This is a genomic window from Pontivivens ytuae, assembly GCF_015679265.1.
GTDB lineage: Bacteria > Pseudomonadota > Alphaproteobacteria > Rhodobacterales > Rhodobacteraceae > Pontivivens > Pontivivens ytuae.
The window spans coordinates 3,716,966-3,743,830 of sequence record NZ_CP064942.1 but is presented as its reverse complement, the minus strand read 5'-3'; the positions used below and the strand labels follow the sequence as shown (position 1 = coordinate 3,743,830).

The 26,865-nt window shown below is 69.2% G+C and carries 30 protein-coding genes; 19 read left to right on the top strand and 11 right to left on the bottom strand.

Features of this window, described 5'->3' with window-relative positions:
- Positions 1 to 9: 9 nt before the first annotated feature.
- Positions 10 to 639 carry a 50S ribosomal protein L9 gene (gene rplI, locus I0K15_RS18610; protein WP_196102973.1) on the top strand — a complete coding sequence of 210 codons (630 nt, stop codon included), beginning with the start codon at positions 10 to 12 and terminating at the stop codon, positions 637 to 639.
- Between the two features lie 357 nt (positions 640 to 996).
- On the opposite strand, the gene I0K15_RS18605 is transcribed toward rplI, so the two are convergent.
- Positions 997 to 1,581 (bottom strand): AAA family ATPase, encoded by a 585-nt coding sequence (locus I0K15_RS18605; RefSeq protein ID WP_230374181.1) that lies wholly within the window; start codon positions 1,579 to 1,581, stop codon positions 997 to 999.
- 609 nt (positions 1,582 to 2,190) lie between these two features.
- On the opposite strand from I0K15_RS18605, the gene I0K15_RS18600 reads away from it, so the two are divergent.
- Both I0K15_RS18600 and I0K15_RS18595 read left to right on the top strand, forming a co-directional pair.
- The gene (locus I0K15_RS18600) at positions 2,191 to 2,694 is read left to right on the top strand and encodes a hypothetical protein (protein ID WP_196102972.1); all 504 of its coding nucleotides are present in this window, start codon (positions 2,191 to 2,193) and stop codon (positions 2,692 to 2,694) included.
- Positions 2,695 to 2,984: 290 nt separating this feature from the next.
- The gene (locus tag I0K15_RS18595) at positions 2,985 to 4,523 is read left to right on the top strand and encodes an autotransporter outer membrane beta-barrel domain-containing protein (RefSeq protein WP_196102971.1); all 1,539 of its coding nucleotides are present in this window, start codon (positions 2,985 to 2,987) and stop codon (positions 4,521 to 4,523) included.
- A gap of 12 nt (positions 4,524 to 4,535) precedes the next feature.
- Here the strand turns inward: I0K15_RS18595 and I0K15_RS18590 are convergent, their stop codons facing one another.
- Positions 4,536 to 4,904 (bottom strand): hypothetical protein, encoded by a 369-nt coding sequence (locus tag I0K15_RS18590; RefSeq protein WP_196102970.1) that lies wholly within the window; start codon positions 4,902 to 4,904, stop codon positions 4,536 to 4,538.
- A 72-nt stretch (positions 4,905 to 4,976) separates the two neighbouring features.
- Between I0K15_RS18590 and I0K15_RS18585 the strand changes: the two genes are divergently transcribed.
- From I0K15_RS18585 to I0K15_RS18575, 3 genes are all read left to right on the top strand, one after another.
- Entirely contained in the window at positions 4,977 to 5,612 is a 636-nt protein-coding gene (locus I0K15_RS18585; RefSeq protein WP_196102969.1) for a TetR/AcrR family transcriptional regulator, read from the top strand.
- A 77-nt stretch (positions 5,613 to 5,689) separates the two neighbouring features.
- The gene (locus I0K15_RS18580; RefSeq protein WP_196102968.1) at positions 5,690 to 6,271 is read left to right on the top strand and encodes a hypothetical protein; all 582 of its coding nucleotides are present in this window, start codon (positions 5,690 to 5,692) and stop codon (positions 6,269 to 6,271) included.
- Complete coding sequence (locus I0K15_RS18575; protein ID WP_196102967.1) at positions 6,265 to 7,191, top strand: M48 family metalloprotease; 927 nt, start codon at positions 6,265 to 6,267, stop codon at positions 7,189 to 7,191. Before I0K15_RS18580 ends, I0K15_RS18575 begins: the two co-directional genes overlap by 7 nt.
- On the opposite strand, the gene I0K15_RS18570 is transcribed toward I0K15_RS18575, so the two are convergent.
- Positions 7,188 to 7,499, bottom strand: a complete 312-nt coding sequence (locus I0K15_RS18570) for a hypothetical protein (protein ID WP_196102966.1) — start codon at positions 7,497 to 7,499, stop codon at positions 7,188 to 7,190. The two genes, I0K15_RS18575 and I0K15_RS18570, sit on opposite strands and share 4 nt — an antisense overlap.
- Before the next feature lie 115 nt (positions 7,500 to 7,614).
- On the opposite strand from I0K15_RS18570, the gene I0K15_RS18565 reads away from it, so the two are divergent.
- The 10 genes from I0K15_RS18565 (at position 7,615) to I0K15_RS18520 (ending at position 17,764) form a co-directional block, all read left to right on the top strand.
- Entirely contained in the window at positions 7,615 to 9,105 is a 1,491-nt protein-coding gene (locus I0K15_RS18565) for a replicative DNA helicase (RefSeq protein WP_196102965.1), read from the top strand.
- A gap of 210 nt (positions 9,106 to 9,315) precedes the next feature.
- Positions 9,316 to 10,329 (top strand): alanine racemase, encoded by a 1,014-nt coding sequence (gene alr, locus I0K15_RS18560; protein ID WP_196102964.1) that lies wholly within the window; start codon positions 9,316 to 9,318, stop codon positions 10,327 to 10,329.
- A 109-nt stretch (positions 10,330 to 10,438) separates the two neighbouring features.
- Positions 10,439 to 11,233, top strand: a complete 795-nt coding sequence (locus I0K15_RS18555; protein WP_196102963.1) for an MlaE family ABC transporter permease — start codon at positions 10,439 to 10,441, stop codon at positions 11,231 to 11,233.
- Positions 11,230 to 11,982, top strand: a complete 753-nt coding sequence (locus I0K15_RS18550; RefSeq protein WP_196102962.1) for an ABC transporter ATP-binding protein — start codon at positions 11,230 to 11,232, stop codon at positions 11,980 to 11,982. The genes I0K15_RS18555 and I0K15_RS18550 overlap by 4 nt, the downstream gene beginning before the upstream one ends.
- 442 nt (positions 11,983 to 12,424) lie before the next feature.
- Positions 12,425 to 12,850, top strand: a complete 426-nt coding sequence (locus I0K15_RS18545; RefSeq protein ID WP_196102961.1) for a paraquat-inducible protein A — start codon at positions 12,425 to 12,427, stop codon at positions 12,848 to 12,850.
- Positions 12,847 to 13,155, top strand: a complete 309-nt coding sequence (locus tag I0K15_RS18540) for a hypothetical protein (protein WP_196102960.1) — start codon at positions 12,847 to 12,849, stop codon at positions 13,153 to 13,155. Before I0K15_RS18545 ends, I0K15_RS18540 begins: the two co-directional genes overlap by 4 nt.
- A 123-nt stretch (positions 13,156 to 13,278) precedes the next feature.
- On the top strand, positions 13,279 to 14,643 hold the full coding sequence (radA, locus tag I0K15_RS18535) for a DNA repair protein RadA (protein ID WP_196102959.1): 1,365 nt from the start codon (positions 13,279 to 13,281) through the stop codon (positions 14,641 to 14,643).
- Positions 14,644 to 14,666: 23 nt separating this feature from the next.
- Positions 14,667 to 15,224, top strand: coding sequence for a CvpA family protein (locus I0K15_RS18530; RefSeq protein ID WP_196102958.1), 558 nt, complete (start codon positions 14,667 to 14,669; stop codon positions 15,222 to 15,224).
- A 643-nt stretch (positions 15,225 to 15,867) separates the two neighbouring features.
- Entirely contained in the window at positions 15,868 to 17,331 is a 1,464-nt protein-coding gene (gene purF, locus I0K15_RS18525; protein WP_196102957.1) for an amidophosphoribosyltransferase, read from the top strand.
- Positions 17,324 to 17,764, top strand: a complete 441-nt coding sequence (locus I0K15_RS18520) for a DUF1284 domain-containing protein (RefSeq protein ID WP_196102956.1) — start codon at positions 17,324 to 17,326, stop codon at positions 17,762 to 17,764. Before purF ends, I0K15_RS18520 begins: the two co-directional genes overlap by 8 nt.
- Before the next feature lie 62 nt (positions 17,765 to 17,826).
- Here the strand turns inward: I0K15_RS18520 and I0K15_RS18515 are convergent, their stop codons facing one another.
- The 5 genes from I0K15_RS18515 to I0K15_RS18495 all read right to left on the bottom strand — a co-directional run bounded on the left by I0K15_RS18515 (position 17,827) and on the right by I0K15_RS18495 (position 21,199).
- Positions 17,827 to 18,423 (bottom strand): biotin transporter BioY, encoded by a 597-nt coding sequence (locus I0K15_RS18515; RefSeq protein ID WP_196102955.1) that lies wholly within the window; start codon positions 18,421 to 18,423, stop codon positions 17,827 to 17,829.
- 73 nt (positions 18,424 to 18,496) lie between these two features.
- Positions 18,497 to 19,159: a hypothetical protein gene (locus I0K15_RS18510; protein WP_196102954.1), complete on the bottom strand. Its 663-nt coding sequence runs from the start codon at positions 19,157 to 19,159 to the stop codon at positions 18,497 to 18,499.
- A 33-nt stretch (positions 19,160 to 19,192) separates the two neighbouring features.
- Positions 19,193 to 19,855 (bottom strand): hypothetical protein, encoded by a 663-nt coding sequence (locus I0K15_RS18505; protein WP_196102953.1) that lies wholly within the window; start codon positions 19,853 to 19,855, stop codon positions 19,193 to 19,195.
- 38 nt (positions 19,856 to 19,893) lie between these two features.
- Positions 19,894 to 20,559 carry a hypothetical protein gene (locus I0K15_RS18500; protein ID WP_196102952.1) on the bottom strand — a complete coding sequence of 222 codons (666 nt, stop codon included), beginning with the start codon at positions 20,557 to 20,559 and terminating at the stop codon, positions 19,894 to 19,896.
- Between the two features lies 1 nt (position 20,560).
- Positions 20,561 to 21,199 carry a hypothetical protein gene (locus I0K15_RS18495; RefSeq protein ID WP_196102951.1) on the bottom strand — a complete coding sequence of 213 codons (639 nt, stop codon included), beginning with the start codon at positions 21,197 to 21,199 and terminating at the stop codon, positions 20,561 to 20,563.
- Between the two features lie 100 nt (positions 21,200 to 21,299).
- On the opposite strand from I0K15_RS18495, the gene I0K15_RS18490 reads away from it, so the two are divergent.
- From I0K15_RS18490 to I0K15_RS18480, 3 genes are all read left to right on the top strand, one after another.
- A complete protein-coding gene (locus I0K15_RS18490) occupies positions 21,300 to 21,959 on the top strand; it encodes an SDR family NAD(P)-dependent oxidoreductase (RefSeq protein ID WP_196102950.1) in 660 nt (219 codons plus the stop codon).
- 59 nt (positions 21,960 to 22,018) lie between these two features.
- A complete protein-coding gene (locus tag I0K15_RS18485) occupies positions 22,019 to 22,525 on the top strand; it encodes a hypothetical protein (protein WP_196102949.1) in 507 nt (168 codons plus the stop codon).
- A 109-nt stretch (positions 22,526 to 22,634) separates the two neighbouring features.
- Positions 22,635 to 23,057, top strand: a complete 423-nt coding sequence (locus tag I0K15_RS18480) for a hypothetical protein (protein WP_196102948.1) — start codon at positions 22,635 to 22,637, stop codon at positions 23,055 to 23,057.
- Between the two features lie 90 nt (positions 23,058 to 23,147).
- Here I0K15_RS18480 and der read toward each other — a convergent pair whose 3' ends face one another.
- The 3 genes from der to I0K15_RS18465 all read right to left on the bottom strand — a co-directional run bounded on the left by der (position 23,148) and on the right by I0K15_RS18465 (position 26,724).
- Positions 23,148 to 24,563 (bottom strand): ribosome biogenesis GTPase Der, encoded by a 1,416-nt coding sequence (gene der / locus I0K15_RS18475; protein WP_196102947.1) that lies wholly within the window; start codon positions 24,561 to 24,563, stop codon positions 23,148 to 23,150.
- Between the two features lie 171 nt (positions 24,564 to 24,734).
- A complete protein-coding gene (locus tag I0K15_RS18470) occupies positions 24,735 to 26,033 on the bottom strand; it encodes a PQQ-like beta-propeller repeat protein (protein ID WP_196102946.1) in 1,299 nt (432 codons plus the stop codon).
- Between the two features lie 4 nt (positions 26,034 to 26,037).
- Entirely contained in the window at positions 26,038 to 26,724 is a 687-nt protein-coding gene (locus I0K15_RS18465; protein ID WP_196102945.1) for a tetratricopeptide repeat protein, read from the bottom strand.
- Positions 26,725 to 26,865: the final 141 nt, after the last annotated feature.

Genomic DNA, 26,865 nt, shown 5'->3' with positions numbered 1-26,865 from the left:
GGTAGATCCATGGACGTGATTCTTCTGGAACGTGTCGCGAAGCTCGGCCAGATGGGCGAGATCGTGAGCGTCAAGCCGGGCTACGCCCGCAACTTCCTGCTGCCCCAGGGCAAGGCGCTGCGCGCGAACGACGCCAACAAGGCGAAGTTCGAGGCGCAGAAGGCACAGCTCGAAGCGCGCAACCTCGAAACCAAGAAGGAAGCCGAGAGCCTCGCCGAGAAGCTCGACGGCCAGACCTTCGTGGTGATCCGCTCTGCGTCGGATGCGGGCTCGCTCTACGGCTCCGTCACCACCCGTGACGCGGCCGATGCGGCGACCGAGAACGGCTTCACCGTCGAGCGCCGGCAGATCGTGCTCGACCAGCCGATCAAGGAACTGGGCCTGCACGAGATGGAAGTGGTGCTGCACCCCGAGGTGTCGGCGACCATCACCGTCAACGTCGCCCGTTCGACCGAAGAGGCCGAGATCCAGGCGCAGGGCAAGTCGATCGCCGACATCCGCGCAGAGGAAGACGCCGAGGCCGAGTTCGACATCGCCGAGCTCTTCGACGATGTGGGTGCAGCCGCCCGCGACGACGACGACCTCGCGGCGCCCATCGAGGACGCCCCGGCCGAGGACGACGAGCAGCCCGAGGTCTGATCCTCACCGGCTGCTGCGAGACAGACCCCGCACGGAGCGATCCGGGCGGGGTTTTTCGTTTGGGTTTCCCAAAGAGCACCGTCCCGGCCGCAGCGCCGGGACCGTCCGGACCGACGCGCTCCGTTCCCAAAGACCCCGGATCAAGTCCGGGGTGGTGTCTAAGTTTTTTCAAACTGGCGCCACAAAAGCCGGCCGCGCGCCTGCCCGTGGGATGGCGCTGCACACCTCTGAGCGGCATGCTTTATCCCGGCAAGGTCATTGCTTCGTTGCAGCAACGCACTCCACTGCAAAGCGCCAGCCCGCCGGGACGGGCAGGCGCTCGCCCGGCGCCTTCGGCTTGATTCCGGGCGGGGTGCGCTAACTGCACCTCCGCAGGATCTCGTCAACGACCTGCTCAAGTGGTGCGGTTGCGTCGATAGCAACGGCATTCTGCGGAACATCCTCGCGCGTCGTGTGCAGCCTGAGGATCAGCGCGCGCTCCTCGGGCCGTCCTCCGAACTCGTCGTCCGGCCGCTGGTCGAGGCGGCGCTCCAGCGTCTCGCGGTCGATCTCCAGCACGAAGACGTCGTCGAACCAATCGACGAACTGCGCGAAGTTCCGCGAGCCGCCGCACAGGAAGGACATCGCTTGGCTTCGGTCGGCGACGATGGACCGGACTTTCCGGATGTCCCAGATCTGATGCGCGTGAACCCAGGCGACGCGATCCACGTCCGAAGCGTCTACGGGTGCCTGCACAGGCGCTCCGGTTACCGGATCGCCTTTGTAGGCCAGATCCCGATCTCCGTTCAGCGCGCGATGGCCGCGGCGGCGGAGTTCGTGGCAGACCGAGGTCTTGCCGGTGCCCGAGACGCCTTCGATCAGGTAGTTGCGGATGCCCATGTGCTCCTCGCCGGAAAGCGCTGCGGTCAGGTCTGAAACCTCGCGGAACAGCCAGTAGCCCACTCGGACGTCTCTAGCCCCTCGGCATGACAAGGCGACGACGCCGCACCTCTGCACATGCGCATCGCAAGCCGGGCGCGCGCCTGCTCGTGGGATGGCGCTCCCTACCTCTGAACGGCGTGCTTTATCCCGGCAAGGTCATTGCTCGGTTGCCCCAGCGCGCTCCACTGCAAAGCGCCAGCCCGCCTGAACGGGCAGGCGCTCGCCCGGCGCCTTCGGCTTGTTCCGGGCGGGGTGGTGCTTGGTCAGGCGCCAAGCGGGCTGGGACTTCGTTGAGGGCGCTACGAAGCACCATCCCGGTCGCAGCGCCGAGACCGGCGCGCTATGCGGCACGAGACCCCGGATCAAGTCCGGGGTGGTACATCCGATAACCGGCGCAGGCGCTCGCCCGGCGCCTTCGGCTTGATTCCGGGCGGAGTAGTGTTGGTTGATAGCGCGGCGGGTCGATCGATCGGGGGCCGTCATCGTCGGGCTCGCCCCGGGGATCTCCCACCGAAAGCCCCCAGACCGCCCTTTGACGCCCGTCAACACCGCCCGGCCCGGCTGCTCCTACGATCTATCCACAGGCCGCCCCGAATGCGGCCCACCCAACAAGAACAGGAGGAAACGCTCATGTCGCGCATTGCGACTCTCACCGCCGTGCTGGCTCTCGCCGTGGTCCTTCCCCTCTCCGCGCAGGAGCCGGAGACCGGGCACGAAGAGCTGGCGCTCGAGCTCGGTGTCGATCCCGATGCCTTCAGCGCCTCGGAACTCGCGCAGATGAAGGCCATCATGGAAGCCGACATCAGCACGCAGGACATGAACCGCCGCCTGCAGGCGCTGTTCAGCGATCCGCCCGATACCTCCCATGCGGCGACGGGCCAGCTCGCAGGCTCGCTCGGCGTCGATCCGGAGGACTACACGCTGAGCGAGCTCGTCATGCTCAAGCGCCTCAGCGAGGACGATCCGGACTGCGTCAACCGCGACCCGCTGGAGATTGTCCACGCGGAGGAGAGCCTCAACGTCGCGACGCGCGAGTCCAAGGAACAGCTCGGCTGTTCGCTCGACGTCGATCCGACGCAGTACACCCTCAGCGAGCTTGTCCAGATGCTGAACGAGGCAGAGGACAACGACTGATCGCACGCGCTCGCGTGCCAGGAGCACGTGCGATCGCCGGGGCCTCACGCTCGGACAGTCCCCGTCCTGGCCCCGGCACCCCCTAACGATGCATCTTCGCCACGTGGCATGGGAGCCACGAATTCGGCCCTTGGGTCAGATCAGCCCTTGGTTGACACGAAGTTGCCCAATTCTCCCGTATAGCTTGTCTCCATAAGAAGTGCGCCGGACCGGGTGCACGGGGCCGTTACGGACGCGAAGAGCCGGACGACCTCACGCGTTTGGGACAGTAGGTCATGTGTGAGTTGGCGTTGTTCGCTGGGGCCCGGCAGATGTGCCGGGCCGGTCTTTTGCTGGCAGCGGCGACGGGTGCCGCGGTCGCACAGGACGCGGCGCAGCATGTCTCCCTTTCCGTTGCCGAGGTCACGGGGCCGAGCGGCATCCCGATCTCGGCCACCGTCACGCTGGGCATGGAGCGGCGCTCCTCCGGTCCCGCGCTGGAGCGCGACGAGATCGCCCTGCCCGCCACCGTGCAGCACCGTGCCGAGGACGGGGAGGTGCTGCGCGTCGCCTACACGATCGCCTCGGTCGAGGCCTTCGGCGATACCGGCGGCAACTGGGTCCTGACCGCGGCGGACTGCGCCAACGATACCGGGCAGGACACCTATACCTTCACGTTTGACGGCGACGCGCTGGTGATCACGGGCAGCGAGCCGCAGGTGCCCGGCGCCGTGCTCCCCGCCGAGTGCGCGCTGCATGTGCAGGAGGAGCTTCCGGCCGCCCCCGCCGTGATCCTTGCCGATGATGGCAGCCAGCTCCGCTCCGTCACGCGGATCGCGGTGCGCCATCACCGCGACGCGATGCGCGCCGAGCCGGGTATGAGCTACATCAACCAGCGCCTCTCCGGCCGGGTCCGCGGTGCGGTGCGGCGGCCGAGCATGACGAGCCTGCTGCGCTTCACCCCCGGCCGCGATCCGGTCTGCGACGGCCGCAGCTACGGTTGTGAGGAGCGGATGGCGCCGCTCAGCTTTTCGAGCAGCGCGATGACGGTGGATATCGACGGGATGGTCACCGACGACCTGATGAAGATCGAGGCCCGGCGCGCCGCGCCCTTCGCCCGCGGGGCCGGGGCGGCGTGGTTCGACCTCGCCGCGCGGTTCAGCGAATACGACTACATGAAGACCGACACGACCAGCATGACGCTGAGCACCGGGGTCGACGGCATGATCGGCGGCGACATGCTGGTGGGCGTCATGGCGGTCTTCGACCACGCCGCGACCGGGGGCGAGGCGGAGGTGGACGGGCAGAGCTCCGGCTTTCTCGCCGGGCCCTATTTCGCGAGCCGCCTGCCCCATCGCGCCGTGCTCGAAGGGCGGGTGCTGCATGGCCAGGCCTCCGGCGAGGTGATGTCGGAGACGAGCGGGTCCGGGCATTACGACACCGACCGGATGTATGCGGCGCTCGAACTGACGGCGGCGCGCATCTCCGTCGGGCCGTTCGCGCTGATGCCTTCGGGGCAGATCGACTACCAGGACACCTTCACCAGCGGCTACGAGACCGAGGGCGGCAGCGAGGTCAGCGCCTCGGAGGACGAGCGCCTGACCGGCCGCGTCGCCCTGCGCGCCGAATACCGCCACCCGCGGCATGCGGGCACGCCGTTCCTCGGCTTCGACATGGATTTCGAGGAGAACCAGACGACCTCCTACGAGAGTGCGACGGGCCGGATGCGCGCGGGCTACGAGCGGCGCCAGGGCGCGGGCAGCTTCCGAATGGAGGCCGACTATGGCGGCATCGGCGATCCACAGGTGGTCAGCTACGGCGGGCGGCTCAGCTTCAGCATGGACTTCTGAGCCGCCCGGGGCTCAGCGCCGCAGCGACATCACGGCGGCTGCGATGAAGGCGAGCTCCAGCGCGAAGCCGGTCAGCGCCACCGGTGCGATCACGCCGCCATCCTGCAGGAACAGCTTGTGCGGCCCCATCCCGATCATCGCGGCGGCGCAGAAGACGATCCCGACATAGGCCCCGGCCCGGCGGCCCGCCCGCACCAGCGGCAGCGCGAAGAGGCCGAGCGCCGCGGTGGCGGCGATGATCGGCAGGACCGCAGACGCGGGATGCGGCGGTACCTGCGCGAGCCCGGCCGCGAGCTGGACGAGTTGCAGCAGGATCAGGGCGTAGAGCGCGCCAGTCATCAGGTCGCGCAGCGGCAGGTCGGTGCGGGGGGCGGTGGTCATCGCAGGCTCCTATTGATACCCTTCGGTACGCATATTAATCGTACTGACAGGTACGAATGTCAAGGAGCAACCATGAGCGCCGATCCCGCCCCCCGCGGCCGCCTGCCCGCCGCCGCCCGCGCCGACCGGCGCGATGCGATCCTCGACGCGGCCGAGGCGCTGCTGGCCGAGGCCGGCTACGCCCAGACCACGATGGCGGAGATCGCGCGGCGGGCCGGCGCCTCGAAGGGCACGCTCAACGGCTGGTTCGGCGGGCGCGAGGGGCTGTTGGCCGCGGTTATGGAGCGCAATGCCGACCGCGCCGCCATTCGTGTGACCAAGGCGCTGGAGGCCGGCGGGCCGCCGCGCACGGTGCTGACGGGCTTCGCGGAAGGCTTGCTGGGACTGCTGACCGGCCCCTCATCCGTTGCACTGAACCGCGCGGCGATGGGCACGCCGGAGCTTGCGGCGCTGCTGCTCGCCTCCGGCCGCCACCGGATCGGGCCGCTGGTGGAGGGCTACCTCGCGCGGCTGGCCGGGGACGGCGTGCTGGCGCTCGACGATGCGGGCGAGGCCTTCACCATGCTCTACGGCCTCGTGATCCGCGACACCCAGATCCGCGTGCTGCTCGGCGAGCCACAGCTCGGGCCTGCTGCGCGCAAACGGCAGGCCGCGACGGCGGTGGAGGCGTTCCTGACGCTCTACAGAAGCAAGACGACCGCGCGCTGACGCGGAAATCACGGCGAAATACTTCGCGCGCGCCCACCCGCTTTGTTACGATTTTACTCGAAGAGCGAGGTGTTGGCGTGTTCGAACAGTCCGATCCCGTTGTCGCATTCCGCATGGCCGAGCGGCTGACGCTGACGGCCGCGGTGCTCCTGATCGCCCTCATCGTGATGATCGGCTTCTGGCGCTCGGTCCAGAAGCTCGACGTGGATCCCAGCAAGGGGCTCGGCATCGGCGGGTCGGTGGTGCTGTCCACGCCGGTCTTCGTCCTGCTGACGCTGGTCGCCTACGCCTATGTCAGCCTGTCGAACCCGATCAGCGTGGATCCTCATGCCGCGGAGGCGCCGGACCAGGTGGCGTCGCGCGATCAGCCGGCGTTTCTCGGCGCCAGCCGCGACGCCGCCCCTGTGGAGGACGACGCCTATGACCGGACCATCGCGCAACGGCGGGTGAGGAGCCTGAATTGCCTGGCCGAGGGCGGCTCGCTGTCGCCGCGGCTGGAGGACGATCTGGCCGACGCCAAGCTGATGCTGATGCGCCCGGTCTGGGCCGGGGACTGGGGCGCGCCCGACACCTTCGCCGCCTGGGCCCGCGGCCAGAGCACCGACGCCCCGAACGCCGCAGCCCGCGCGTTCTACGAGGAAAGGCACGTCGTATGCTGATCCGCGCCCTGATCCTGATGCTGCTGCCGACGCTCTGCGCTGCGCAGGTCCGCTACGGCCCCGCCGACCTGCGGCGGGTCGAAGAGCGGGCGGTGCCCACCATCATCGCGGTGTTCGACGAGGATATCCTCGGCAACCTGCCGCGGGAGATGCGCCCGCGTGCGGCGGGTGTGACCCTCGATTTCCCGCTCGAGGGGCCGAGCCCCCTCTCCTTCTACGCGGCACCCGCGACGCAGACGATCAGCATGCCGCTGACCTCGATCCGCTTCTTCGACGACGTGGCCACGCTCTTTGCCTGGTTCGAGGCGCGCGGCTGCGAGCCGGGTTTCATCCAGTCCTATCTGTGGGGTCTGCTGCGCGAAGGGCGCCCCTACCCCGCGCCCTTGGAGGCGTTTGCCATCGACCGGGAGACGGCGCTCGCCGATCCCTTCGCCGGTGACGTGTCGGGCAAGATCCTGAGCTCCGGCATCCAGTTCATCCTGGCCCACGAGCTCGGCCACCTGCTGCTCGATCACGAAGCGGGGATGGAGGGCGCGGCCTCCCAGGCGCAGGAGCGGGAGGCGGATGCCTTCGCGCTCGACCACTTCGCCCGGCTCGGCGGGGCGCCGATGGGGGTGTTCTGGTACTACATGGCCGCCTGGTGGCAGGACCCGGTGACGGAGGGACGGGCGGCGAGCACGCATCCCGTCTCCCCTGAGCGGATCGACGCGCTGGCCTGGCGGCTCGGCAAATCCCCGATGGACTTCGCCCATGGCGAGGCGGACCCGGCGCGCGAGGCCGCCTTCGTGCGGGAGATCGCAGGGATGCTCGATGAGCTCTCGGGCCTGATCGACGATGACGGGATGCTGACGCTGATGCCGCTGACCCTCGACCGCGACTTTCCGTCCTCCCGCTTCGCGACGGCCTGCCCCAGCGGTTAAGCGCGCGCCGCCCACCAGTCGGCGTAGCTGGAGTTCCAGGGCGCCTTGCCGGTCTCATCCGGTGCGCCGTCCTCCCACCACACCGGGCCGCGCTCGCCCAGGCGCTCCTTCGCCGCCTGCACCGCGTCGCGGGCGGCGCGTTCCTCGGCCTCGTCGGCGGCATCGCGGACGGCGCGGCGGGCTTTCATCAGGGCCTTCACCGCGGCGCGCCGTTCGGTGTCGCTCAGCCGCGGGTCGGTCTTGCGCCAGAGCCGGTCCTTCGCGACGAAGTAGCGGCCGTCGGGTGTTTCGGGGTAGTCTTTCGCCACGGCACGGCTCCGGCATTCGCACTTATCCCCATCCTTAACACTCTGGGGATGGGGGTTTGTCGGGATATAAGGCTGGCCAACCCTGGGCACAGGGACGAGCAGATGAGGCGTATGGATGGCTGATGGTGGATACGCTCCCGGCAGTGGAGCGGCGGAGGAGGAGCAGCCGCTCCCCCACAATATCGAGGCGGAACAGGCGCTCTTAGGCGCGCTCCTCGTCAACAACGAAGTCTACGACAAGGTCGCGGCAATCGTGGAGCCCGCGCATTTCTACGACCCGGTGCACCGGCGAATCTACGAGACCGCGGCGCGGCGCATCCAGAAGAACGCGCTCGCCTCGCCGGTGACGCTGAAGGCGTTCCTGGCCGAGGATGCCGGTCTGGCGGAGCTCGGCGGACCTGCATATCTCGCGCGGCTCGCGGGTGCTGCGATCTCGATCTTCGCGGCGCGCGACTACGCGCAGATGATCTATGACCTCGCGATCCGGCGGAACCTGATCGAGATCGGGGAGGAGATCTCGGGCAAGGCGAAGTCGGTCACGGTCGAAAGCGAGCCCAAGGACCAGATCGTCGAGGCGGAGGCGAAGCTCTACCAGCTCGCCGAACAGGGGCGTGTGGAGGGCGGCTTCCAGTCGTTCCTCGCGGCCCTGACCACGGCGGTGAACGTCGCGAACTCCGCCTATCAGCGGGAGGGGCGGCTTGCCGGGATCTCCACGGGCCTGCGCGACCTCGACGACAAGCTCGGCGGGCTGCACAAGTCGGACCTTTTGATCCTTGCCGGGCGGCCGTCGATGGGGAAAACGGCGCTGTCCACCAACATCGCCTTCAACATCGCGAAGGCGCACAAGACGGGGATGCGCACGGACGGGACCGAAGGCACGGTGGATGGCGGCGTCGTGGGGTTCTTCTCGCTGGAGATGAGCTCCGACCAGCTCGCCGCGCGGATCCTTGCGGAGCAGGCGGAGGTGGACAGCCACAAGATCCGCGACGGCTCGCTCGATCCGGACGAGTTCCGGCGCTTCATCGAGGCGGCGAAGACGCTGGAGCGCATTCCGCTCTTCATCGACGATACGCCCGCCCTGCCGATCTCGACCGTGGCGGCGCGCGCGCGACGACTGAAGCGGCAGCACGGGCTCGACGTGCTCTTCGTCGACTACCTCCAGCTTCTGAAAGGGACCGGCAGCCGCGCGGCAGAGAGCCGGGTGAACGAGGTCTCCGAGATCACGCAAGGGCTGAAGGCGATCGCGAAGGAGCTGGAGATCCCGGTGATCGCGCTGTCGCAGCTCTCGCGTCAGGTGGAGAATCGCGACGACAAGCGGCCGCAGCTCTCGGACCTTCGAGAATCGGGCTCGATCGAGCAGGACGCGGACGCCGTGATGTTCGTCTACCGCGAGGAATACTATCGCGAGCGCGAGCAGCCGTCGGAGACCGACCTGGAGGCGACCCGCAAATGGCAGGAGCTGATGGAGCAGGTCTCCGGCAAGGCGGAGGTCATCATCGGCAAGCAGCGGCACGGCCCCATCGGCTCGGTCCCGCTCGCCTTCGAAGGGCGCTTCACGCGGTTCTCGGATCTGGTGCAGAGCTGGCAGGCGGGGGCCGCCTATTGAGGCCTTCGCCTCCGGCGGGCGTATTGGTCGAGAGTGATGAAGACACGGCCCGCCCGGGCTGCCCGGCACCCCACTATCCCGGAAGCCGGGATTGCCGGACGGCCGGGCGGGCCGCCCTCACCAACTGCGGTTGTCGGCTCCCCCAAGCCGTCCCCGTGATTCAACTCTAGGCGGTAAATCCTTTCCGGTTCGTTAACGCTGAAGGGCAGAATGCAGGCGGAGCTGACAATCGATCTGGGCGCGATCCGCGCGAACTGGCGGGCGCTCCACCGGGGTGCCGAGACCGGCGCGGTGGTGAAGGCCGATGCCTACGGGCTGGGCCTCGCGCCGGTCGCCCGGGCGCTGGCCGAGGACGGCGCGCGCAGCTTCTTCGTCGCACAGGTCGAGGAAGGGGTGGCGCTGCGCGAGGTGCTGGGGCCCGGGCCGGAGATCTACGTGTTTTCGGGGCTGATGGCGGCCGGGGATGCGGGGTTTTATCGCGATAATGACTTGATACCGTGTCTGAATTCGATCGAGCAGGTATCTGATTTTGCTTCGCATCTGGCGGAGCACACTTTCGCTCTCCAGCTCGATACCGGCATGAACCGGCTGGGGCTGGAGGCGGCGGATCTCGCCCATCTGCCAACGCTCGGGGAGCCGCGTCTGATCCTGTCCCACCTCGCCTGTGCCGACACGCCGGAGCATCCGCAGAACGCCACTCAGCTCGCCGCCTTTCACGAGATGGCGCCGGCAGGACGGCGTTCGCTCGCCGCGACCGGAGGCACGCTGATGGGGGCGAATTATGCCTTCGACCTCACGCGGCCGGGCATCGGGCTCTATGGCGGGCTGCCCTTCGCCGCGGCGCAACCGGTGGTTAAGCTTTCGCTGCCGGTCATTCAGGTCCGGGACGTGGCCGTCGGCGAGAGCGTGGGCTACGGCGCGGACTGGATCGCGCAGCGGCCGAGCCGGATCGCGACGCTGTCCGCGGGTTATGCCGACGGGCTCTTCCGCGCGCTGGGGGCCGGGCTGACGCTGTGGTCCGGGGACACGCCCTGCCCCGCGGTCGGGCGTCTCTCCATGGACCTGATCACGGTGGACGTGACCGACCTCGCCGACGCACCCGCGACGCTCGACCTCCTGGGGCCACATCAGGGCATCGACGCGGTGGCCGCGGCAGCCGGGACCATCGGCTACGAAGTGCTGACGGCCCTTGGCGCGCGCTATGCGCGTCGATATGTCGGTTGAAGGCGACGATTGGTAAAAACCATCGTCAACGGGCGGATCAGGCCAAAAAGCCCCCTTGGCGGGTCTGATCGAGCCCGTTACATGACCCGGAGCCAAAGAAGAGGCGTCCATGCCGGTCCTCATCAGTCTGCAGAATTTCGTCGCCGGGATCGGAGCCGGGGTGATCGGCCTGTGCACCGCCACCGGCGCGCTGGTGCTGTTCACGCTGAATGCGGTGAGCCACGTGCTGCGCCCACCCTTCTATCCCAAGGAGATCGGGCGGCAGTTCATGCGCATCGGCTACTACTCGCTGCCGGTGGTGGGCCTCACGACGCTGTTTACCGGGGGCGCGCTGGCGCTGCAGATCTTCGCCGGGGGCTCGCGCTTCAACGCCGAAAGCGTGGTGCCCTCGATCGTGGCCATCGGCATGGTGCGCGAGCTGGGTCCGGTGCTCGCGGGGCTGATGGTAGCGGGCCGCGTCTCGGCCTCGATCGCGGCGGAGATCGGGACCATGCGCGTGACCGAGCAGATCGACGCGCTGGAGACGCTCTCGACCAATCCCGTGAAGTATCTCGTGGTCCCGCGCCTGATCGCGGCGACCATCGCGCTGCCGCTGCTGACCTTCGTGGGCGACATCATCGGCATCATGGGCGGCTGGGCGGTCGGTGTCGGACGTCTCGATTTCAATCCGGCGACCTATATCAATACTACGGCCGATTTCCTGACCGTGGGCGACGTGGTTTCGGGCCTCGCCAAGGCGGCGGTCTTCGGCTTCATCGTGGCGCTGATGGGCTGCTATCAGGGCTACAATTCGGGCCGCGGCGCGCAGGGCGTGGGCCGGGCGACGACCAATGCGGTGGTCTCGGCCTCCGTCCTGATCTTCGCCGCGAACTACCTGCTGACGGAGTTGTTCTTCTCCACATGAGTACGCGGATCGAGATCGAGGGGCTGCGCAAGAGTTTCGGGCGCAAGCACGTGTTGCGGGAGATCGACCTGATCGCCCCGCGCGGCCAGAACACCGTCATCATCGGCGGATCGGGCACCGGCAAGTCGGTGCTGCTGAAATGCATCCTGGGCCTCGTGCGCCCCGACGGCGGCACGGTGCGGCTGAACGGCGAGGCGGTGGAGGACGCGGAGGACCGTGACGCCTTCCTCGCCCGGTTCGGGATGCTGTTCCAGGGCGGCGCACTCTTCGACAGCCTGCCGGTGTGGGAGAACGTGGCCTTCCGCGCACGCCGCGGCGGGATGAAGTGGCAGGACGCGCGCGATCTCGCGGTGGAAAAGCTTCGCCGCGTGGGCCTGCAGGCGGAGGTCGCGGACCAGCTTCCGGCGGAGCTGTCGGGCGGGATGCAGAAGCGGGTGAGCCTCGCCCGCGCGATCGCCGCGGATCCGGAGATCATCTTCTTCGACGAGCCGACGACGGGCCTCGACCCGATCATGTCGGGCGTCATCAACGACCTGATCCGCGAGATCACGGCCGAGATGGGTGCCACCGGCATGACGATCACCCACGACATGACCAGCGTGCGCGCCATCGCCGACCGGGTCGCGATGCTGCACGATGGTCGCATCCGCTGGTGCGGCACGGTGGCGGAGATGGACGGCTGCGCCGACCCTTACGTGCACCAGTTCGTCGGCGGCCTCGCCGAGGGCCCGATCGAGACGGTGCGCTGAGGCGGTATGATCGGGTGAGCGCTGTGCGGGTTCTCAAGGGCACGAACCATCCCGGCCATCGCGCCGGGACAGCACGCCTTCCGTCGTGGCGTCATCCTCGGGCTCGACCCGAGGATCCCCTGATGCAGCAGATGGCCGGATCGGGCCCGACCATGACGGTGAGATGCGACCGTCGCGCCACGAGCTACAGCCAACCCGTAACGGAGTCGCCCCGAAAGGCCCCGGATCACGTCCGGGGTGGTACTGCTTCTTGCCACCGCCCCGGCCCCCGCGCCGGGGCCGCTCGATCTCGTCGCACCACCCTGCATCCGGCGGCCCCGGATCAGGTCCGGGGTGGTTGTTCACCTTGCAACCGTTCCGGCCGTAGAGCCGGAACCCCTTGGATCTCCGCCGCGCCTCGGACCTCTGCGGCCTCGGCGCAGGGGCCGGGGCGGTGGCCCGAATGACCCGCGACGCCCTCATCAACGCCGCCCTGCTGCTTCTCTACCCCGTCGCGTGGGCCGCACCGCTGATGGAGGCGCGGGTGATGTGGATCTTCGGCGGCGAGGGCGTCTCGATCCTGTCGGGCGTCGTCAAGCTGTGGTCGAGCGACGCCGCGCTGTCGGTGCTCGTCGCCCTTCTCGCCATCGTCTTTCCCTATGCCAAGGTCGTCGCCACGCAAGCGCTGCTGATGGGCCGGCTGCCCGAAGGCTGGGGCCGCGCCCTGCCCTTCATCGCGCGGCTCTCCTTCGCGGACATCTTCCTCGTCGCGCTCTACGTGGTCGTAGCGAAGGGCATGACGGGGGCGAGCGTCGAGCCGCGCTGGGGCCTCTGGCTCTTCACCGCCTGCGTGGGCGCGTCGCTGTGGCTGAGCTGGAGGAAGCCGTGACGATCTTCGAACTGCTGGGCGGCATCCTCCTCGGCTTCGGCGCCTTCGCGGCGATGTTTTGGGCGCTCTGGCAGGCATTCGTGACGAACGGCCTGCGCCGCTGGCTGCATGCGGGCGCGGGGCTCGGCACGCTGGCGGGCATGGCCACGATCTCCCTCGTCTCGCCGATCCTGGCGCTGATCGCCGGGGCGGTCACGGTGGCCTGCGCCCTCGCGCTCACCTTCGTCACCCCGGGCTGGACCCGGCTGCTGCCGCTGGCCCTTGCCCTCTTCGGCACGGCGCTGGTGCTGGGCCTGCCCTTCTAAGCTTCATCTGTCCGAAAAATATCCCCGCCGGAGGCCCCCGGCCGCCACGGGAGGGCCATGGATATTTGAACGAATCCGAAGGCGGATGTTGCGGTTTCGTTCCGGCCGGGCTAGGCGGGACGGATGGCGAAGAACACGACCTCCTATATCTGCACCTCTTGTGGGACAGTTCACAAGAAATGGGCCGGGCGCTGCGAGAATTGCGGCGAGTGGAACACGATTACCGAGGATGCGGGCACCGGCTCGGCCGCGCCCAAGGCGCTGGGCAAGAGCCGCGGGCGCACGGTGGAGCTGACCGATCTGAGTGCCGAAGAGGCGCCGCTGCCGCGCCAGCTCTCGGGGCTCGACGAGCTCGACCGGGTGCTAGGTGGCGGGCTCGTCCCGGCCTCGGCCACCTTGGTCGGCGGCGATCCGGGGATCGGGAAATCGACGCTGCTGTTGCAGGCTGCGGGCGCCTATGCGCGGTCCGGTGCGGGCGTGGTCTATGTCTCGGGCGAAGAGGCGGCCGCACAGGTCCGGATGCGCGGCCAGCGTCTCGGCCTCGCGGATGCGCCGGTGAAGCTCGCGGCCGAGACCAACCTGCGCGACATCCTCACGACGCTGGAGGCCGAGCGGCCGCGCCTCGCCATCATCGACTCGATCCAGACCATGTGGGCCGATCACGTGGACTCGGCCCCCGGCTCGGTCAGCCAGGTGCGGGCGGCCGCCCATGAGCTCGTCAGTTTCGCCAAGCGGCGCGGGGTGAGCGTGATGCTCGTGGGTCATGTCACCAAGGAGGGACAGATCGCGGGACCGCGTGTCGTGGAGCACATGGTCGACACCGTGCTCTATTTCGAGGGCGAGCGCGGGCACCCGTTCCGCATCCTGCGCGCGGTGAAGAACCGCTTCGGTCCCGCCGACGAGATCGGGGTGTTCGAGATGACCGGCGCGGGCCTCGCCGAGGTCGCGAACCCCTCCGCCCTGTTCCTGAGCGAGCGCGGGCAGGCCTCGGGCTCCGTCGTCTTCGCCGGGATCGAGGGGACGCGGCCGGTGCTCTGCGAGATCCAGGCGCTGGTGGCCCCCTCGCCGCTGGCCACGCCGCGGCGCACGGTGGTGGGCTGGGACAGCGGGCGGCTCGCCATGATCCTCGCGGTGCTGGAGGCGCGGGCCGGGATCGGGTTCGGGGGCATGGATGTCTATCTCAACGTGGCCGGCGGCCTGCGGGTCGGCGAGCCCGCGGCGGACCTTGCCGTGGCGACCGCACTGGTGAGCGCCCGGCAGGACCACGCCTTGCCCGAAGGCACCGTCGTCTTCGGCGAGATCAGCCTCTCCGGCGCGCTCCGCCCCGTGCCGCAGGCCGAGGCGCGGCTGCGGGAGGCGGCGAAGCTCGGGTTCAACCGGGCGTTGATGCCGGGTGGCACACGGCGCACAGGTCCCGACCCGATCGCCGTGGACACCCTTGACGATCTGCCGGGCTTCGTGGAAAGCGTTTTCGGGGGCATCGACTGAAATAGAAGAGCGGTGAGGGACTTATGGAGCAGTTCAACCTTGTGGACGGGGGCGTCGCGGCCGTCGTCCTGATCTCCGCCCTGCTCGCCTATTCGCGCGGGCTGGTGCGGGAGGTGCTCTCCATCGCCGGTTGGATCATCGCCGCGATCGCCGCGTTCTTCTTTGCGCCCACGGTGGAGCCGATCATTTCGGAGCTGCCGGTGCTGCGCGATATCATCGGCGACAGCTGCCAGCTCGCGATCCTGTCGGCCTTTGCCGCGGTCTTCGTGGTCGCGCTGGTGATCGTGTCGCTGTTCTCGCCGCTCCTGTCGGGCTCCGTGCAGAACTCGGCGCTGGGGCCGGTGGACAGCGGGCTGGGCTTGTTGTTCGGAGTGGCGCGTGGCCTGCTGCTAGTGGCGGTCGCGTTTATCATCCTGGAGCAGGTGCCGGTGGGCGCCGACATCCAGACCATGGTGGCCGAAGCGGCGAGCCAGGGGCTGCTGGCATCGATCCAGGACGCGCTGGTCGCGGCCCTGCCCACGGAGATGCCGCCGCAGATCACCCAGAGCTACGAGCAACTGCTGGGGCGTTGCGGGGAGTAAGTGGGGTTTGGGACGCAGTTCCCACCTGAGCTCAGAGAACTGAGGGCCGCGCCCGACCTGGAGGGCGCTGGCGGAACAGTCTTGAGATGTTCACGCCCTCAAGCATCGGCGTCATACATTCTGGGAGCGACATCGCCAACGCGCCCTTCCGAGGGGAGGGTGAACGCCGTCTTGCAAACGCTCCTGTGGAGCGTTTGAGGCGTGAACGGGCGGAGGTCCGGGCGGGCGCGGCCCGGCGGTGCCGCCGGGCGGTGGGGTGCTTCGCCGTGCAACCACCCCGGACCTGATCCGGGTCTTTCGATGAAGGGCGCTTCGTTTGCGAGCGGTCCCGGCGCGGGGCCGGGACCGTGGAAGAGGTGTGGACGGCCCCGGCGCGGAGGCCGGGGCGGTGAGGAAGGACGTCATGGTCGGGCTTGACCCGGCCATCTGCTGCATCGGGGAGATCCTCGGGTCGGGCCCGAGGATGACGGCGCGACGGTAAGCAGGCGGTCCTGGCGCTGCGGCCGGGACGGTTGCAAGGGGCAGCCGATGTGCGGCCTCGGCGCCACCCGGAGAAACCGCGCCGAAAGGCCCGCGTGACATCCTCGTGACGGGCCGCTAGAAGGCGCGCAAAGATCGGTCGTGCATGAGGGGTGAGCCGCACATGACCTTCCCGAGACATCCGTTCGACAGCGCCTGGAACGGCGACAAGCTGCGCGAGGAATGCGGTATCTTCGGCGCCATCGGCGTGCCGGATGCGGCGACCTTCGTGGCCCTCGGCCTCCACGCCCTGCAGCACCGGGGGCAGGAGGCGGGCGGGATCGTCAGCTTCGCGCCCGGTGTCGGGTTCAACTCGGTCCGGCGCTTCGGCTATGTGCGGGACAACTTCACCTCCTCGGACGTGATGCAGCAATTGCCCGGGCAGATCGCCTGCGGGCATGTGCGCTACTCCACCTCTGGCTCCAAGGGGGCGGCGATCCGCGACGTGCAGCCGCTCTTTGCCGAGTTCGCCATGGGGGGCTGCGCGATCGCGCATAACGGCAACCTCACCAATGCCGAGCAGCTGCGGGCGGAGCTGATCGACCGCGGCTCGATCTTCCAGAGCTCCAGCGACACCGAATGCATCATCCACCTCATGGCCCGCTCGATCCAGCGGAGCATTCCGGAGCGGATGAAAGATGCGCTGCGCCGGGTGGAGGGCGCGTTCTCCGTCATCGCGATGACGCGCACCAAGCTCATTGGCGTGCGCGACCCGCGCGGCGTGCGGCCGCTAATGCTCGGCCGCCTCGGCGAGGGCTGGGTGATGGCGTCCGAGACCTGCGCGCTCGACATCATCGGGGCGGAGTTCGTGCGGGAGATCGCGCCGGGCGAGATGGTCATCGCGACGCCGGACGGGATCGAGAGCTCTTTCCCCTTCGATGCGAAGCCCAAGAAGTTCTGCATCTTCGAGCATGTCTACTTCTCCCGCCCCGACAGCGTGATCGGCGGGCAGTCGGTCTACGAGACGCGGCGGAAGATCGGCGTGGAACTCGCCAAGGAAGCGCCGGTTGAGGCGGATCTGGTCTGCCCCGTGCCGGACAGCGGCACGCCCGCCGCGATCGGCTATTCGCAGGAGAGCGGCATCCCCTACGCCATGGGCATCATCCGCAACCAGTACATGGGCCGCACCTTCATCGAGCCGACGGCGGAGATCCGCAACATGGGCGTGCGCCTGAAGCTCAACGTGAACCGGGCGCTGATCCGGGGCAAGCGGGTGGTGCTGGTGGACGACTCGGTGGTGCGCGGCACGACCTCCCGCAAGATCAAGGAGATGATCCTCGATGCAGGGGCGGCCGAGGTCCATTTCCGCATCGCCTCCCCGCCCACGCAGTGGCCCTGCTTCTACGGGGTCGACACGCCGGAGCGGGAGAAGCTGCTCGCCGCCCAGATGAGCGTCGAGGAGATGCGGGAGCATCTGGACGTGGATAGCCTCGCTTTCGTCTCCCTCGACGGGCTCTACCGGGCCGCGGGGGAGAAGGGGCGCGCGGCCGAGCCGCAGTTCTGCGACGCCTGCTTCTCGGGCGACTACCCGGTGGAACCGACCGACCAGATCGCCGCGGGGCGCGTGCGGCTGAAGGCGGATGCCTGACGGCCCGGCGGCGCCGGTCCGCTTTCGCCCCCACCATTTTCTCTGCGCCCTCGGCTTCGAGGGGAAGGGCTATTCGGGCCGCTTCGTCGCCAACATGGCCGGGATCGTGGAGGGGCTGCGGGATGCGCCCGACACCGCCATCGAGGTGGTGGCGGAGAGCGACGACATCTGTACTCCCTGCCCCAAGCGGCGCGAGACCGCCTGCCTCAACGAAATGCGGATCGCGGCACTCGACCGGCGGCATGCGCGGGCGCTCGCGCTGGAACCCGGCGAGGTGCTGAGCTGGGAGGAGGCGCAGGCGCGGATGCGCGCGCGGGTGTCGCCGGGCGATCTGGCGGTGCTCTGCGTCGGGTGCTCCTGGCTGGCGCAGGGGATGTGCGAGGGGGCGCTCGCCCGGTTGCACGGGGCCGAGGCCTCCGGCGGGGATACTTGACGAAGAGAGAATGAAAAACGCCGCCCCGGTGTGGAGCGGCGTTTCCTTTGGTTTGGAGAGATTCAGCCGCGGCGGCGGATCAGGCTCCAGCCGCCGGAGACGATGAGCGCGGCCAGCACGGCCTTGATCGCGTCGCCGAGCAGGAAGGGGGCAACGAAGCCCGCCCAGATGCGGTCGGCGGAGAGACCGACCCAGCCCGCCTCGATGCCCATGGCACCTGCGACACCCATCGGCCAGGCGACGCCAGGCACGTAGAGCAGTGCGGAGATGATCAGTGCCGCGATGGCCGTGCCGAAGAAGCCGCGCGCGATGCCGCGCTCCGCCGCCCAGCCCGCGGCCCAGGCCATGCCGACGAAGCCGACGAGGAAGCCCGCGGTCGGGCCGACGAAGGCCACACCGTTCATGCCGTTGGCAAAGACCGGCAGGCCGGCCGCACCGTAGCCGAGATAGAGCATCAGGGCCGCCGCACCGCGGTTGGCACCGAGCGAGAAGCCCACGATCAGGATCGCCAGCGTCTGCAGGCTGATCGGCACGGGCTGGCCGATGCTGACCTGCGCCGCGATCGCCACGAGGATCGAGGCGCCGACGATGAGCACGCCGTCGCGCGCCAGGGTTTGGGACGGCCAGAGCGCCTTGGTCATGGTGGTGTCGCGGTTCATGAGCGGGTCCTCGCTTCAACAAAGTGTCGCATCGGATGTGCCCCCGCGGCGCCCGGCTTGTCAACCGGAGCGGTCATGGCGCGACGGTGGAGATCGACTGCGGCTCGTAGATGATCGGGTCGTATCGGGGGAACCAGTCGCTCTGCCGCAGGGCGATGCCGAGCTCCGGCAGGTAGGTCAGATAGCTCGTGATCTCGGGCTCTTCGCTGTCCGGTCCGGAGAAGCGGACCTCGACCGTCAGGCTGGAATAACGGCACGTCCCGATCGTCGCGATCTGCTTGGGGCCGGTGCTGACGCGCAGCGTGGCCGGCCGCCATTGCTCGATCGCCTCACGCATCTCGCGCGCGCTCGCATCCGGTGGCGTGAACCGGTAGACCCCGGCCTCGACGCTCAGGCGCTGGTGCGGGGTGAGCGGCAGGAGCGGCGACAGGTCCGTCTCGACGAGGAGGAGCGTGTGGGGGTGGCGGTCGCCGTCCAGCAGGGAGATCTGGTGGTCGATCACTCCGGCGAGGCGCACGATCTCGACGTCTCCGGCCGTGTCGCCTTGCGGGGCGAGGCGCACGACCCGGCTCTCCATCCGGCCCTGCGGCGGTGTGAAACGCTCGTCCGGAGCGGTCTCATAGGTCACGAGGATATCGGTGGTGGTCGTCGCGGTCGGGCACGCCTGCGCGGCGGCGGGCGCGGCGATCAGCAGGGCTGCGAGGGTGGCGAAACGGGGCCGAGGAAGGTGGGGCATGAACGCTCCTTTCGGGTCGGCGCGGGCGGCGTCTCAGCCCGCGTCGTCGGAGATCGAGACCGGATCAAATGTGGTGATCGGCGGATCGAAGGCCGGACGCTCAAGCTTGCGGATGATGGCGATGCCCAGTTGCGGGAGGTAGTCGAGGGCTTCGATCCGCGCGACCTCCTCCACCCCCTCCTCGAAGTGATGGACCTCGACGGGAAGGCTGGCATAGGAGCACGCGCCGATCGTCAGCACCTGCTCGACCCCCACGTCCACGCGCAGCCGGCGCGGTTCGGGGTTCCGGAACGTGTAGGCCAGATCGGACCAGCGCACCGCCAGCCCGCTGTTGAGGAAGGTGTAGCGGAGCCCGTCGACCTCGACACTGCGGGAGGCCTGCAACGGGAAGATCTCCGCGATGCCGGCGTCGTAGTCGTCGTGGTAGACGGGCAGCCGGATGCCGTCCACGAGGCCGAAGCTCTGATAGTCGATCAACCCACCATGCCGGACGGCCTGCCAAGCGATGCCGGAGGGCGCGGTGCTGCTCACGAGGCGGCCCGGCGCTCCGGCCTGGGGGATGAACCGCTGCGCGACCCCGTTGTCATAGGTCACGCGGATCTCCCGGTCCGAGGGCGCGGCAGGACAGTCCTGCGCCGGATCCTGCGCCGCCGCCGGAGCCGCGATCAGCGCGGCGACGAAGGCGGGGCCACGCATCATGCCTCCACGACGCGAGGCCGCGCTCCACCACCGGCTCATAGCGGAGCCTCGTGGGAGATCGAGAGCGGCACGACCTCCATCAGGTCCGCACCGGGATCGAGATACTGGTAGGCGATCAGGATCTCGACCCGCATCGCGGGGATGTAGAACGTGTGGCTGACGAAGGGGATTTCCTCCTCCACCACGGGATCGTATGTCACCGTGACGTCGAAGCCCTCATAGCGGCACCCGGCGACATCGCGTTCGCGCTCCGGCCCGGTCTCGATGGTGACCACCTCCTTGTGGGAAGGACCGCGCGTCGGTGAAGTCAGCACCTCGAGAAGCGTGTTGTTGCCGGTGAAATCCTCGATGCGCGAGGTGAGTTCGTGCCGCTCCCCGGGTCCCAGCGGGAACAGCGTGGCCGGGTCCATATCGAAGCCGTTGGCCCAGACGAGTCGGCGCGCGTCGCCGGTGCCCTCGAAGCTCTGAAGCGTCAGGAGGCCGCCGATCACCACGTATTCCCGGGGCGGCTCGCTCCCATCCAAGGGGCCGCTGACGATGCGGCTCCACAGCGGATGCGTGTCGGGCTGGAGCTGGGTGAAGTGACCATCGTCGTAGGCGACGAAAACGTCCCGCTCCAGCGGCGCCTGCGCCGGACACTCCGCGACGGCCGGGGCGGCGAGGAGACAGGCGACAGCTGCCGTGAGCGCCGTGCGGCGCATCTCAGCGCGCGCCGGACCAGCCGGCGGGCGCCGACAGCGAAATGGACAGAGTCTCGACATCGACCCGGCCCAAGTCTCCACGGAACTCGGAGAAGCCCCGATAGATCTCGATCCCGATGCCGGGCAGATAGCTGCCGTGATAGGCGTGTTCGTCTTCGCCGTTGCGCAGGAACGTCACCGTGAAGGGAAACGCCGCATAGGTGCAGGCGCCGATCTCCAGCGTGCCGGACGCGCCGGTGGTCAGGCGCAGCGCCTCCTCCACGGTCACGACATCCTTGGGATCGTCGGGCGTTTCCGATTCGTAGGTGACGACCGCCTCGACCTCGAACTCCGTCTCGGGCACGAGCGGCAACAGCTCGGACAGCGCCGTGCGGTAGCGTGTGCGGGCATCCGGCACGCCCTCCTCGCTCCACAGTACTTCGAACACGCCACCCGCAAGCAGGCGCTCGGCCGGGCTGGCCCCGCTTTCCAGATCGAAGATCAAGGCGGAGACGATGCCCTCGCCTGCCGGGCGATACCGCGTGTAGTCGCCGTCCTCATGCAGGACGTAGATATCGGCGGAGAGCGGGGCGTCGGGCGGGCAGTCCGCAGCGAGGGGTCCCGCCGACAGAAGCAGGGCGAGCGGCAGAAAGGTTTTCATCGGGCGTCCAGATGGCATGGCGTGCAACCACGGGTTTAGCCAAGCAGACGAGTCGCGCAAGGGTCTTGCAAGCCGCCACCGCTGCGGGCAGAAGGCGCGGATGGAACAGAGCCTTGAAAACAAGATCGTTCTGGTCACCGGCGCCTCTCGCGGGCTGGGGCGGGCCGTGGCCGTAGCCGCTGCCACGCGCGGGGCGCACGTGGTGGCCGTCGCGCGCACCGTCGGCGGGCTCGAGGAGCTGGCGGACGTGATCGACACGCTACCCGGCGGCGTGACGCTGGTGCCACTCGATCTCTCCGACGATCCGGGGGTGCAGCGCATGTGCCTCGCCGTGCATGAACGCTGGGGCCGGGTCGATGCCTGGGTGCATACGGCGATCTATGCCGCTCCCCTGTCGCCCGCGAGCCACGTGGCGGAGAAGGAGCTCGACAAGTCGATCGCCGTCAACTGGCGCGTGACGCAGCGGCTGGTGACGCTGGTCGAGCCCTTGCTGAAGGCCGCTCCGGCGGGCCATGCGGTGATGATGGATGATCCCGTCGCGGGCCAGCCGCATTACGGCGCTTACGGGGCGTCGAAGGCCGCTCAACGCGCGCTGGTGCAGAGCTGGCAGGCGGAGACGCGGCAGACCGGGCCGCGGGTCACGCTCCACACCCCAGCCCCGATGCCCACGGCGGTCCGCGCGCGCTTCCATCCCGGTGAGAACCGCGACACGCTGGCGGAGGTGGCGGCCGAGGGCGAGAAGGTGGCCGCCCTCCTCTGAGACTTGCGACGTAACGTCAACTGCTGCACCATACCCGGGCTTCGTGGGGAGCCAACGGGATGGAACAGAACGACTTTCAGGCGCGGGTGAGCCGCCTCGCCGCGGAAGGCGAGCGCCGCCGGGCCGAGGCGAAAGCCGAGCGGATCGCGCGGGAACGCGCCCGGCGTGGGCTGCGGACGCTGTTCGATCAGCGTTGGTTGCCGGGGCGGCTGATCGTCTTTGCCGGAGCGCTGCTGGTCGGGCTGATCGGCGGCCTTTTCCTGCCGAAATATGCCGGACCGTCCTTCGATGCGTGGCTCCAGGGCGCCAGCGGCTCGCTCTTCGGCATCCGCGCGCTGACCTTTCTGGTGATCGCCCTGGCGGGTCTCGCGATGCGGCTGACGCAGCACCCGGCGCTGATGGCGATCTGCGCGCTGACGGTCGGGGGAACGCTGTCGACGGCCGTAGTCGCCACCTATCCCAAGCAAGTCGCGGCGGTGGAGGCCCGGCTTGGCCATCCCGGCCTGCTGACCGAGGAGACGCCGGAACAAAAGGCGCATGCGGGGCCGGTGGTCAAGCGCTACTGACCTCTCCTTTCGCGAGAGGACATTGCGCCCCGCATGCCCTGCGACCGACCTTCTTCCCGCCGTATTTCCCGCGGAGGCTCCACGCGCGGCAACAGGGGAGGCTTCGCGCATGTCGACGGTTCTTTGGGCGAACGTGCTCCATGACGGGACGTTGAGCTGCAACGAGGAGGACCTGCTGTGGCTCCTCAAATTCTCCAAGGATCTCGACAAGATCAGCGCGAAACTCGGCCAGCCGCCGTTCTCGGAGCTCTTCGATCACACCGACATGCAGGTGAACATGGACGTGACCGAGCTGCCCGACGGGATGGAGGACACGCGCGAGCTCATGATCCGGGATGGCGTGTGGGTTCCGCTGGAGGCGGCGGCGGACCGGCTCCGGGCACTGCTCGACCACCTGCGCTCCGCGCAGCCGCGCCTCGGCACACTGCGCGACCGACGCGCGGATGTGGAGGAGGAGCTGGATATGGCCCTCCGTTTCGTCGAGCAGTACCGGCGGGGCGGCGCGCGCTTCAACTTCGCGGTGGTTGGGTGAGCGCTTCCTATTAGGAAAGGCCCCCTCCTTCTGCCTTGTAAAAGTATCCCGGGGTTCGGGGCAGCGCCCCGAGACGTCGCCTCCAGCGCCCTACCGGTCGTCCTTGTAGCCCGGACGCTTGCGCAGCTTGGTCGCGCGGTGGGTCTTGCGGTCGGCATAGGGGTTGTCGCGCTTGCGGAATTCCAGCCGGATCGGCGTGCCGGGCAGATCAAAGTCGCGCCGCAACCCGTTGACGAGGAAGCGTTTGTAGGAGGCGGGCAGATCCTCGGGAAGCGAGGCGAAGACGATGAAGGTCGGGGGCCGGGTCTTGGCCTGCGTCATGTAGCGCAGGCGGATGCGGCGGCCGCCGGGTGCCGGCGGCGGATGGGATGAGGTCTGGTCGGCGAGCCACTGGTTGAGGCGCCCCGTCGGCACGCGACGGTTCCACACGTCGTGGGCGGAGGTGATCGCCTCACGCAGCCGGTCGAGGCCGCGGCCCGTCAGCGCCGACACCGTCACGAGCGGCGCGCCGGAGAGCTGTGGCAAAAGGCGCGCAAGCTGCTCCTTCATGCTGGCGAGGCGCTCGGCGCGGTGCTCCTCCGCGTCCCACTTGTTGGCGGCGAAGACGACGGCGCGGCCCTCGCGCTCGGCTAGGTCGGCGATGCGCAGGTCCTGGCTCTCGAACGGGATGGAGGTGTCGAGGACGACGACGACGACCTCCGCGAACTTCACCGCGCGCAGGCCGTCGGAGACGGAGAGCTTTTCGAGCTTTTCCTGCACCTTGGCGCGCTTGCGCATACCGGCGGTGTCGAAGATGCGGAAATCACGCTCGCCCCAGCGAACGGGCACGGCGATGGAGTCGCGAGTGATCCCGGCCTCGGGACCCGTCAGCAGACGGTCCTCGCCGAGGATCTTGTTGATGAGGGTGGATTTTCCGGCGTTGGGGCGGCCGACCACGGCGATCTGGAGCGGGCGGTCGGGGGCCTCTTCGCCCTCCTCGAGCTCGGTGACGGCCTCGCGGGCGTCGAACTGCTCGGCCCAGGGCTCGAGAGCCGCGCGCAGGTCGTCCATCCCCTCGCCATGCTCGGCGGAGATCGGGATCGGCTCGCCGAGACCGAGCGTGTAGGCCTCGTAGTAGCCCGCATCGCCGGCGTTGCCCTCGGCCTTGTTCGCGGCGAGGATCACGCGGCCGTCGGCGCGCTTGCGTAGGATATCGGCGAAGACCATGTCGGGCTGGGTCACGCCGGTGCGCGCGTCGATGACGAAGAGGCAGAGATCAGCCTCCGCCACCGCGCGTTCGGTGAGCGCGCGCATCCGGCCCGGCAGGCTCTCATCCGTCGCCTCCTCCAGCCCCGCGGTGTCGATCACCGTGAAGCGGAGCTGGCCGAGGCGCGCGGCCCCCTCGCGCAGGTCGCGGGTGACGCCGGGCTGGTCGTCCACCAGCGCCAGCCGCTTGCCCACCAGCCGGTTGAACAGCGTGGACTTGCCGACATTGGGACGGCCGACGATGGCGAGGGTGAAGGACATGGGCTGCTACCTGAGGCGGAAAACGCCGCCGTCTAGCGCCTTTTGCCGGCGTTGGAAAGGGGGATCGAACCGGCGGAGCGCCCGGTGGTGGGCCGCAGCGTCGTGCGTATTTGGGGAAAGATGAAAGCGGCGGTCCGGCTCCGCGTCGGGCGGAGCCGGCTGAGGCGCGTGTCAGCGGAAGGCGATGAGGCGCGCGTCGTTGGAGAGGACGTAGAGCGTCTCGTTGGCGACGGCGGGGGCCGCGGCCGCCCCGCCGGACACGTCGAGGCGGCCGAGTTCGTCCCCGCTTGCCGGGTCGAAGATCAGCACGCCGTCATGGCCGTTCGCGATGAAGAGCCGTCCGCCCGCGAGCACCGGTCCTGTATAGCGGGCGGCTAGGTCGCGGTCGCGCGGGTTGCGCTCGGGCAGTTGGACGCGCCAGACGACGCCGCCGCTCTCCGCATCGAGGCGGATGAGCTCGGCGCGGTCGGAGACGAACCAGAGCGCGCCGCCGACGGCGAGGACCGCATCCTGCGCGCCCTCGCTCTGGGTCCAGTTGCGGATGCCGGTGCGCGCGTCGATGGAGACGAGGCTGCCCGACTGGTTGCCCGCAATCACGTCGGTGCCCGAGAACACCGGGTCGCCGGTGACGTCCGCGATGGAGGCCCGCGCAAGGCCGCGGCGGCCGGAGCCGAGGGCGTTCGCCCAGGCGCGGCGGCCGTTGCGGTCGAAGACGGCGAGCACCTCGCCCGAGGAGAAGGGCAGCACCGCGAGCCCGTCGAAGGCCGTGGGCTGCGCCCCGCCGAGGACGCCCGCCGTGCCGCGCGCGCCGCTGACGCGCCAGGCGATGGCGCCGGTCTCGACGTCGAAGGCGGTGGCGACGTCGTTGCGCGACACCGCGATGACCCGGCGCCCGCTGACGACGGAGGCCGCGCGGAACGGCGCGCCCACGTTCTGCTGCCAGACGATCGCGCCCGTCGACGCCTCCAGTGCGTAGATGTCGCCGAAGCCGGTGGTGACGAAGAGGACGCCCTGCCCCAGCGTGACGCCGCCGCCGAAGCCGTCCTCGCGCGGCTGGCCGTCGGGGACCAGCGAGCGCGACCAGAGGCGGGAGCCGTCGGGGGCGGTCGCCACCACGCCGGCCGTGGCGTCGAGGGTGTAGATCGCGTCGGCGCTCACCACGGGGCCGGAGGTCAGGCGCACCTCGCCGCTGCTTCCGGCCCCCACATCGGAGCTGAAGGCCCGGGCAAGCTCGGCACCGAGGGCCGGATGCGCGATGGTGTGGCTCGGCGTGCCGCCCTCATGGGTCCAGCGGGTGTTGACCTGCGGCGCGCCAAGGGCCACCGGCTGCGGTGCGCCGCGCACCGTTTCCTCGACGGCGGCGGGGCGAACGGGGATGCGCTCCCCCGGCAACGGCGGCTCCTCACCGGAGAAGATACCGCAGCCCGACAGGGCGACCCCGGCGGAGGCGAGAAGCAGGAGAGGCCGCATGTGTTCAGTTTCCTTGGGAGGGCGTGACGAGGGTGGGCTCCACGGGCGCGTCGCCCCCGGTGGCGATCAGCATCTGCAGCGTCCGGTCGCGCAGGGCGCGGGTGGCCAGCGGATCGTTGAGAATGGTCTCGAAATCCGCGTGGGCGGCCGGGATGTCGCCCTCCTCGATCAAAGCGAGGGCCCGCTGCTCCATGGCGAGAAGGGAGAAAGGCGCGTCCTCCAGCAGCAGATCGGTCATCGCATCGATGCGCTCCTGCGGGGTGGGCAGCGCGCCGGGCACGCTGTTGGCGCGCAGGGTGGCGAGCGAGGTGTAGAGCGGATCGGCGTCGGAGGCGGCGATCTCGGCGAACGCGGCGGCGGCCTCTTCGGGCCGGTCCGCGGCGACGAGGGCCTGGGCGCGGGCGAAGGCGGCGAGGTGAGCGGCATCGCCCTCGGCCCCGGCGGTGAGCTCCTCGAGGCTCGCGATGCGGGTGTCGAGATCGCCGGCGGTCAGTGCGCCCGCAAGCGCGCCGCCGAAGGTTTCGGCCCCGGCCCGGGCCTGCGCCTGGCGCCATTCGTTGAAGGCCGCGCCGCCCACGATCAGCAGCACCAGCACGATGGCGATCCAGCCATAGCGCCGCAGGTAGCGGTAAAGCCGGTCGCGGCGGACCTCTTCGCTGACTTCGTCGATGAATGAGTCGGTGTCGCTCACCGCAATTCCCCTGCAAATCCGGTTCGCGCGGGACACTAGCGGACCGGTTCGCAAGGTGCAAAGCGAAAGCATCTGCCTGCTTTTGAGGCATCCGCGACGTTGCGGAACCTGATTGTTCCCGAAAAGAGACCCGCGTTCACA

Coding starts and splice junctions, on each gene's coding strand:
- rplI (WP_196102973.1), top strand. CDS start 10: ATGGACGTGATTCTTCTGGAACGTGTCGCGAAGCTCGGCCAGATGGGC.
- I0K15_RS18600 (WP_196102972.1), top strand. CDS start 2,191: ATGTCGCGCATTGCGACTCTCACCGCCGTGCTGGCTCTCGCCGTGGTC.
- I0K15_RS18590 (WP_196102970.1), bottom strand. CDS start 4,904: ATGACCACCGCCCCCCGCACCGACCTGCCGCTGCGCGACCTGATGACT.
- I0K15_RS18585 (WP_196102969.1), top strand. CDS start 4,977: ATGAGCGCCGATCCCGCCCCCCGCGGCCGCCTGCCCGCCGCCGCCCGC.
- I0K15_RS18575 (WP_196102967.1), top strand. CDS start 6,265: ATGCTGATCCGCGCCCTGATCCTGATGCTGCTGCCGACGCTCTGCGCT.
- I0K15_RS18565 (WP_196102965.1), top strand. CDS start 7,615: ATGGCTGATGGTGGATACGCTCCCGGCAGTGGAGCGGCGGAGGAGGAG.
- alr (WP_196102964.1), top strand. CDS start 9,316: ATGCAGGCGGAGCTGACAATCGATCTGGGCGCGATCCGCGCGAACTGG.
- I0K15_RS18555 (WP_196102963.1), top strand. CDS start 10,439: ATGCCGGTCCTCATCAGTCTGCAGAATTTCGTCGCCGGGATCGGAGCC.
- I0K15_RS18550 (WP_196102962.1), top strand. CDS start 11,230: ATGAGTACGCGGATCGAGATCGAGGGGCTGCGCAAGAGTTTCGGGCGC.
- I0K15_RS18545 (WP_196102961.1), top strand. CDS start 12,425: ATGACCCGCGACGCCCTCATCAACGCCGCCCTGCTGCTTCTCTACCCC.
- radA (WP_196102959.1), top strand. CDS start 13,279: ATGGCGAAGAACACGACCTCCTATATCTGCACCTCTTGTGGGACAGTT.
- I0K15_RS18530 (WP_196102958.1), top strand. CDS start 14,667: ATGGAGCAGTTCAACCTTGTGGACGGGGGCGTCGCGGCCGTCGTCCTG.
- purF (WP_196102957.1), top strand. CDS start 15,868: ATGACCTTCCCGAGACATCCGTTCGACAGCGCCTGGAACGGCGACAAG.
- I0K15_RS18520 (WP_196102956.1), top strand. CDS start 17,324: ATGCCTGACGGCCCGGCGGCGCCGGTCCGCTTTCGCCCCCACCATTTT.
- I0K15_RS18515 (WP_196102955.1), bottom strand. CDS start 18,423: ATGAACCGCGACACCACCATGACCAAGGCGCTCTGGCCGTCCCAAACC.
- I0K15_RS18510 (WP_196102954.1), bottom strand. CDS start 19,159: ATGCCCCACCTTCCTCGGCCCCGTTTCGCCACCCTCGCAGCCCTGCTG.
- I0K15_RS18505 (WP_196102953.1), bottom strand. CDS start 19,855: ATGCGTGGCCCCGCCTTCGTCGCCGCGCTGATCGCGGCTCCGGCGGCG.
- I0K15_RS18500 (WP_196102952.1), bottom strand. CDS start 20,559: ATGCGCCGCACGGCGCTCACGGCAGCTGTCGCCTGTCTCCTCGCCGCC.
- I0K15_RS18495 (WP_196102951.1), bottom strand. CDS start 21,199: ATGAAAACCTTTCTGCCGCTCGCCCTGCTTCTGTCGGCGGGACCCCTC.
- I0K15_RS18490 (WP_196102950.1), top strand. CDS start 21,300: ATGGAACAGAGCCTTGAAAACAAGATCGTTCTGGTCACCGGCGCCTCT.
- I0K15_RS18485 (WP_196102949.1), top strand. CDS start 22,019: ATGGAACAGAACGACTTTCAGGCGCGGGTGAGCCGCCTCGCCGCGGAA.
- I0K15_RS18480 (WP_196102948.1), top strand. CDS start 22,635: ATGTCGACGGTTCTTTGGGCGAACGTGCTCCATGACGGGACGTTGAGC.
- der (WP_196102947.1), bottom strand. CDS start 24,563: ATGTCCTTCACCCTCGCCATCGTCGGCCGTCCCAATGTCGGCAAGTCC.
- I0K15_RS18470 (WP_196102946.1), bottom strand. CDS start 26,033: ATGCGGCCTCTCCTGCTTCTCGCCTCCGCCGGGGTCGCCCTGTCGGGC.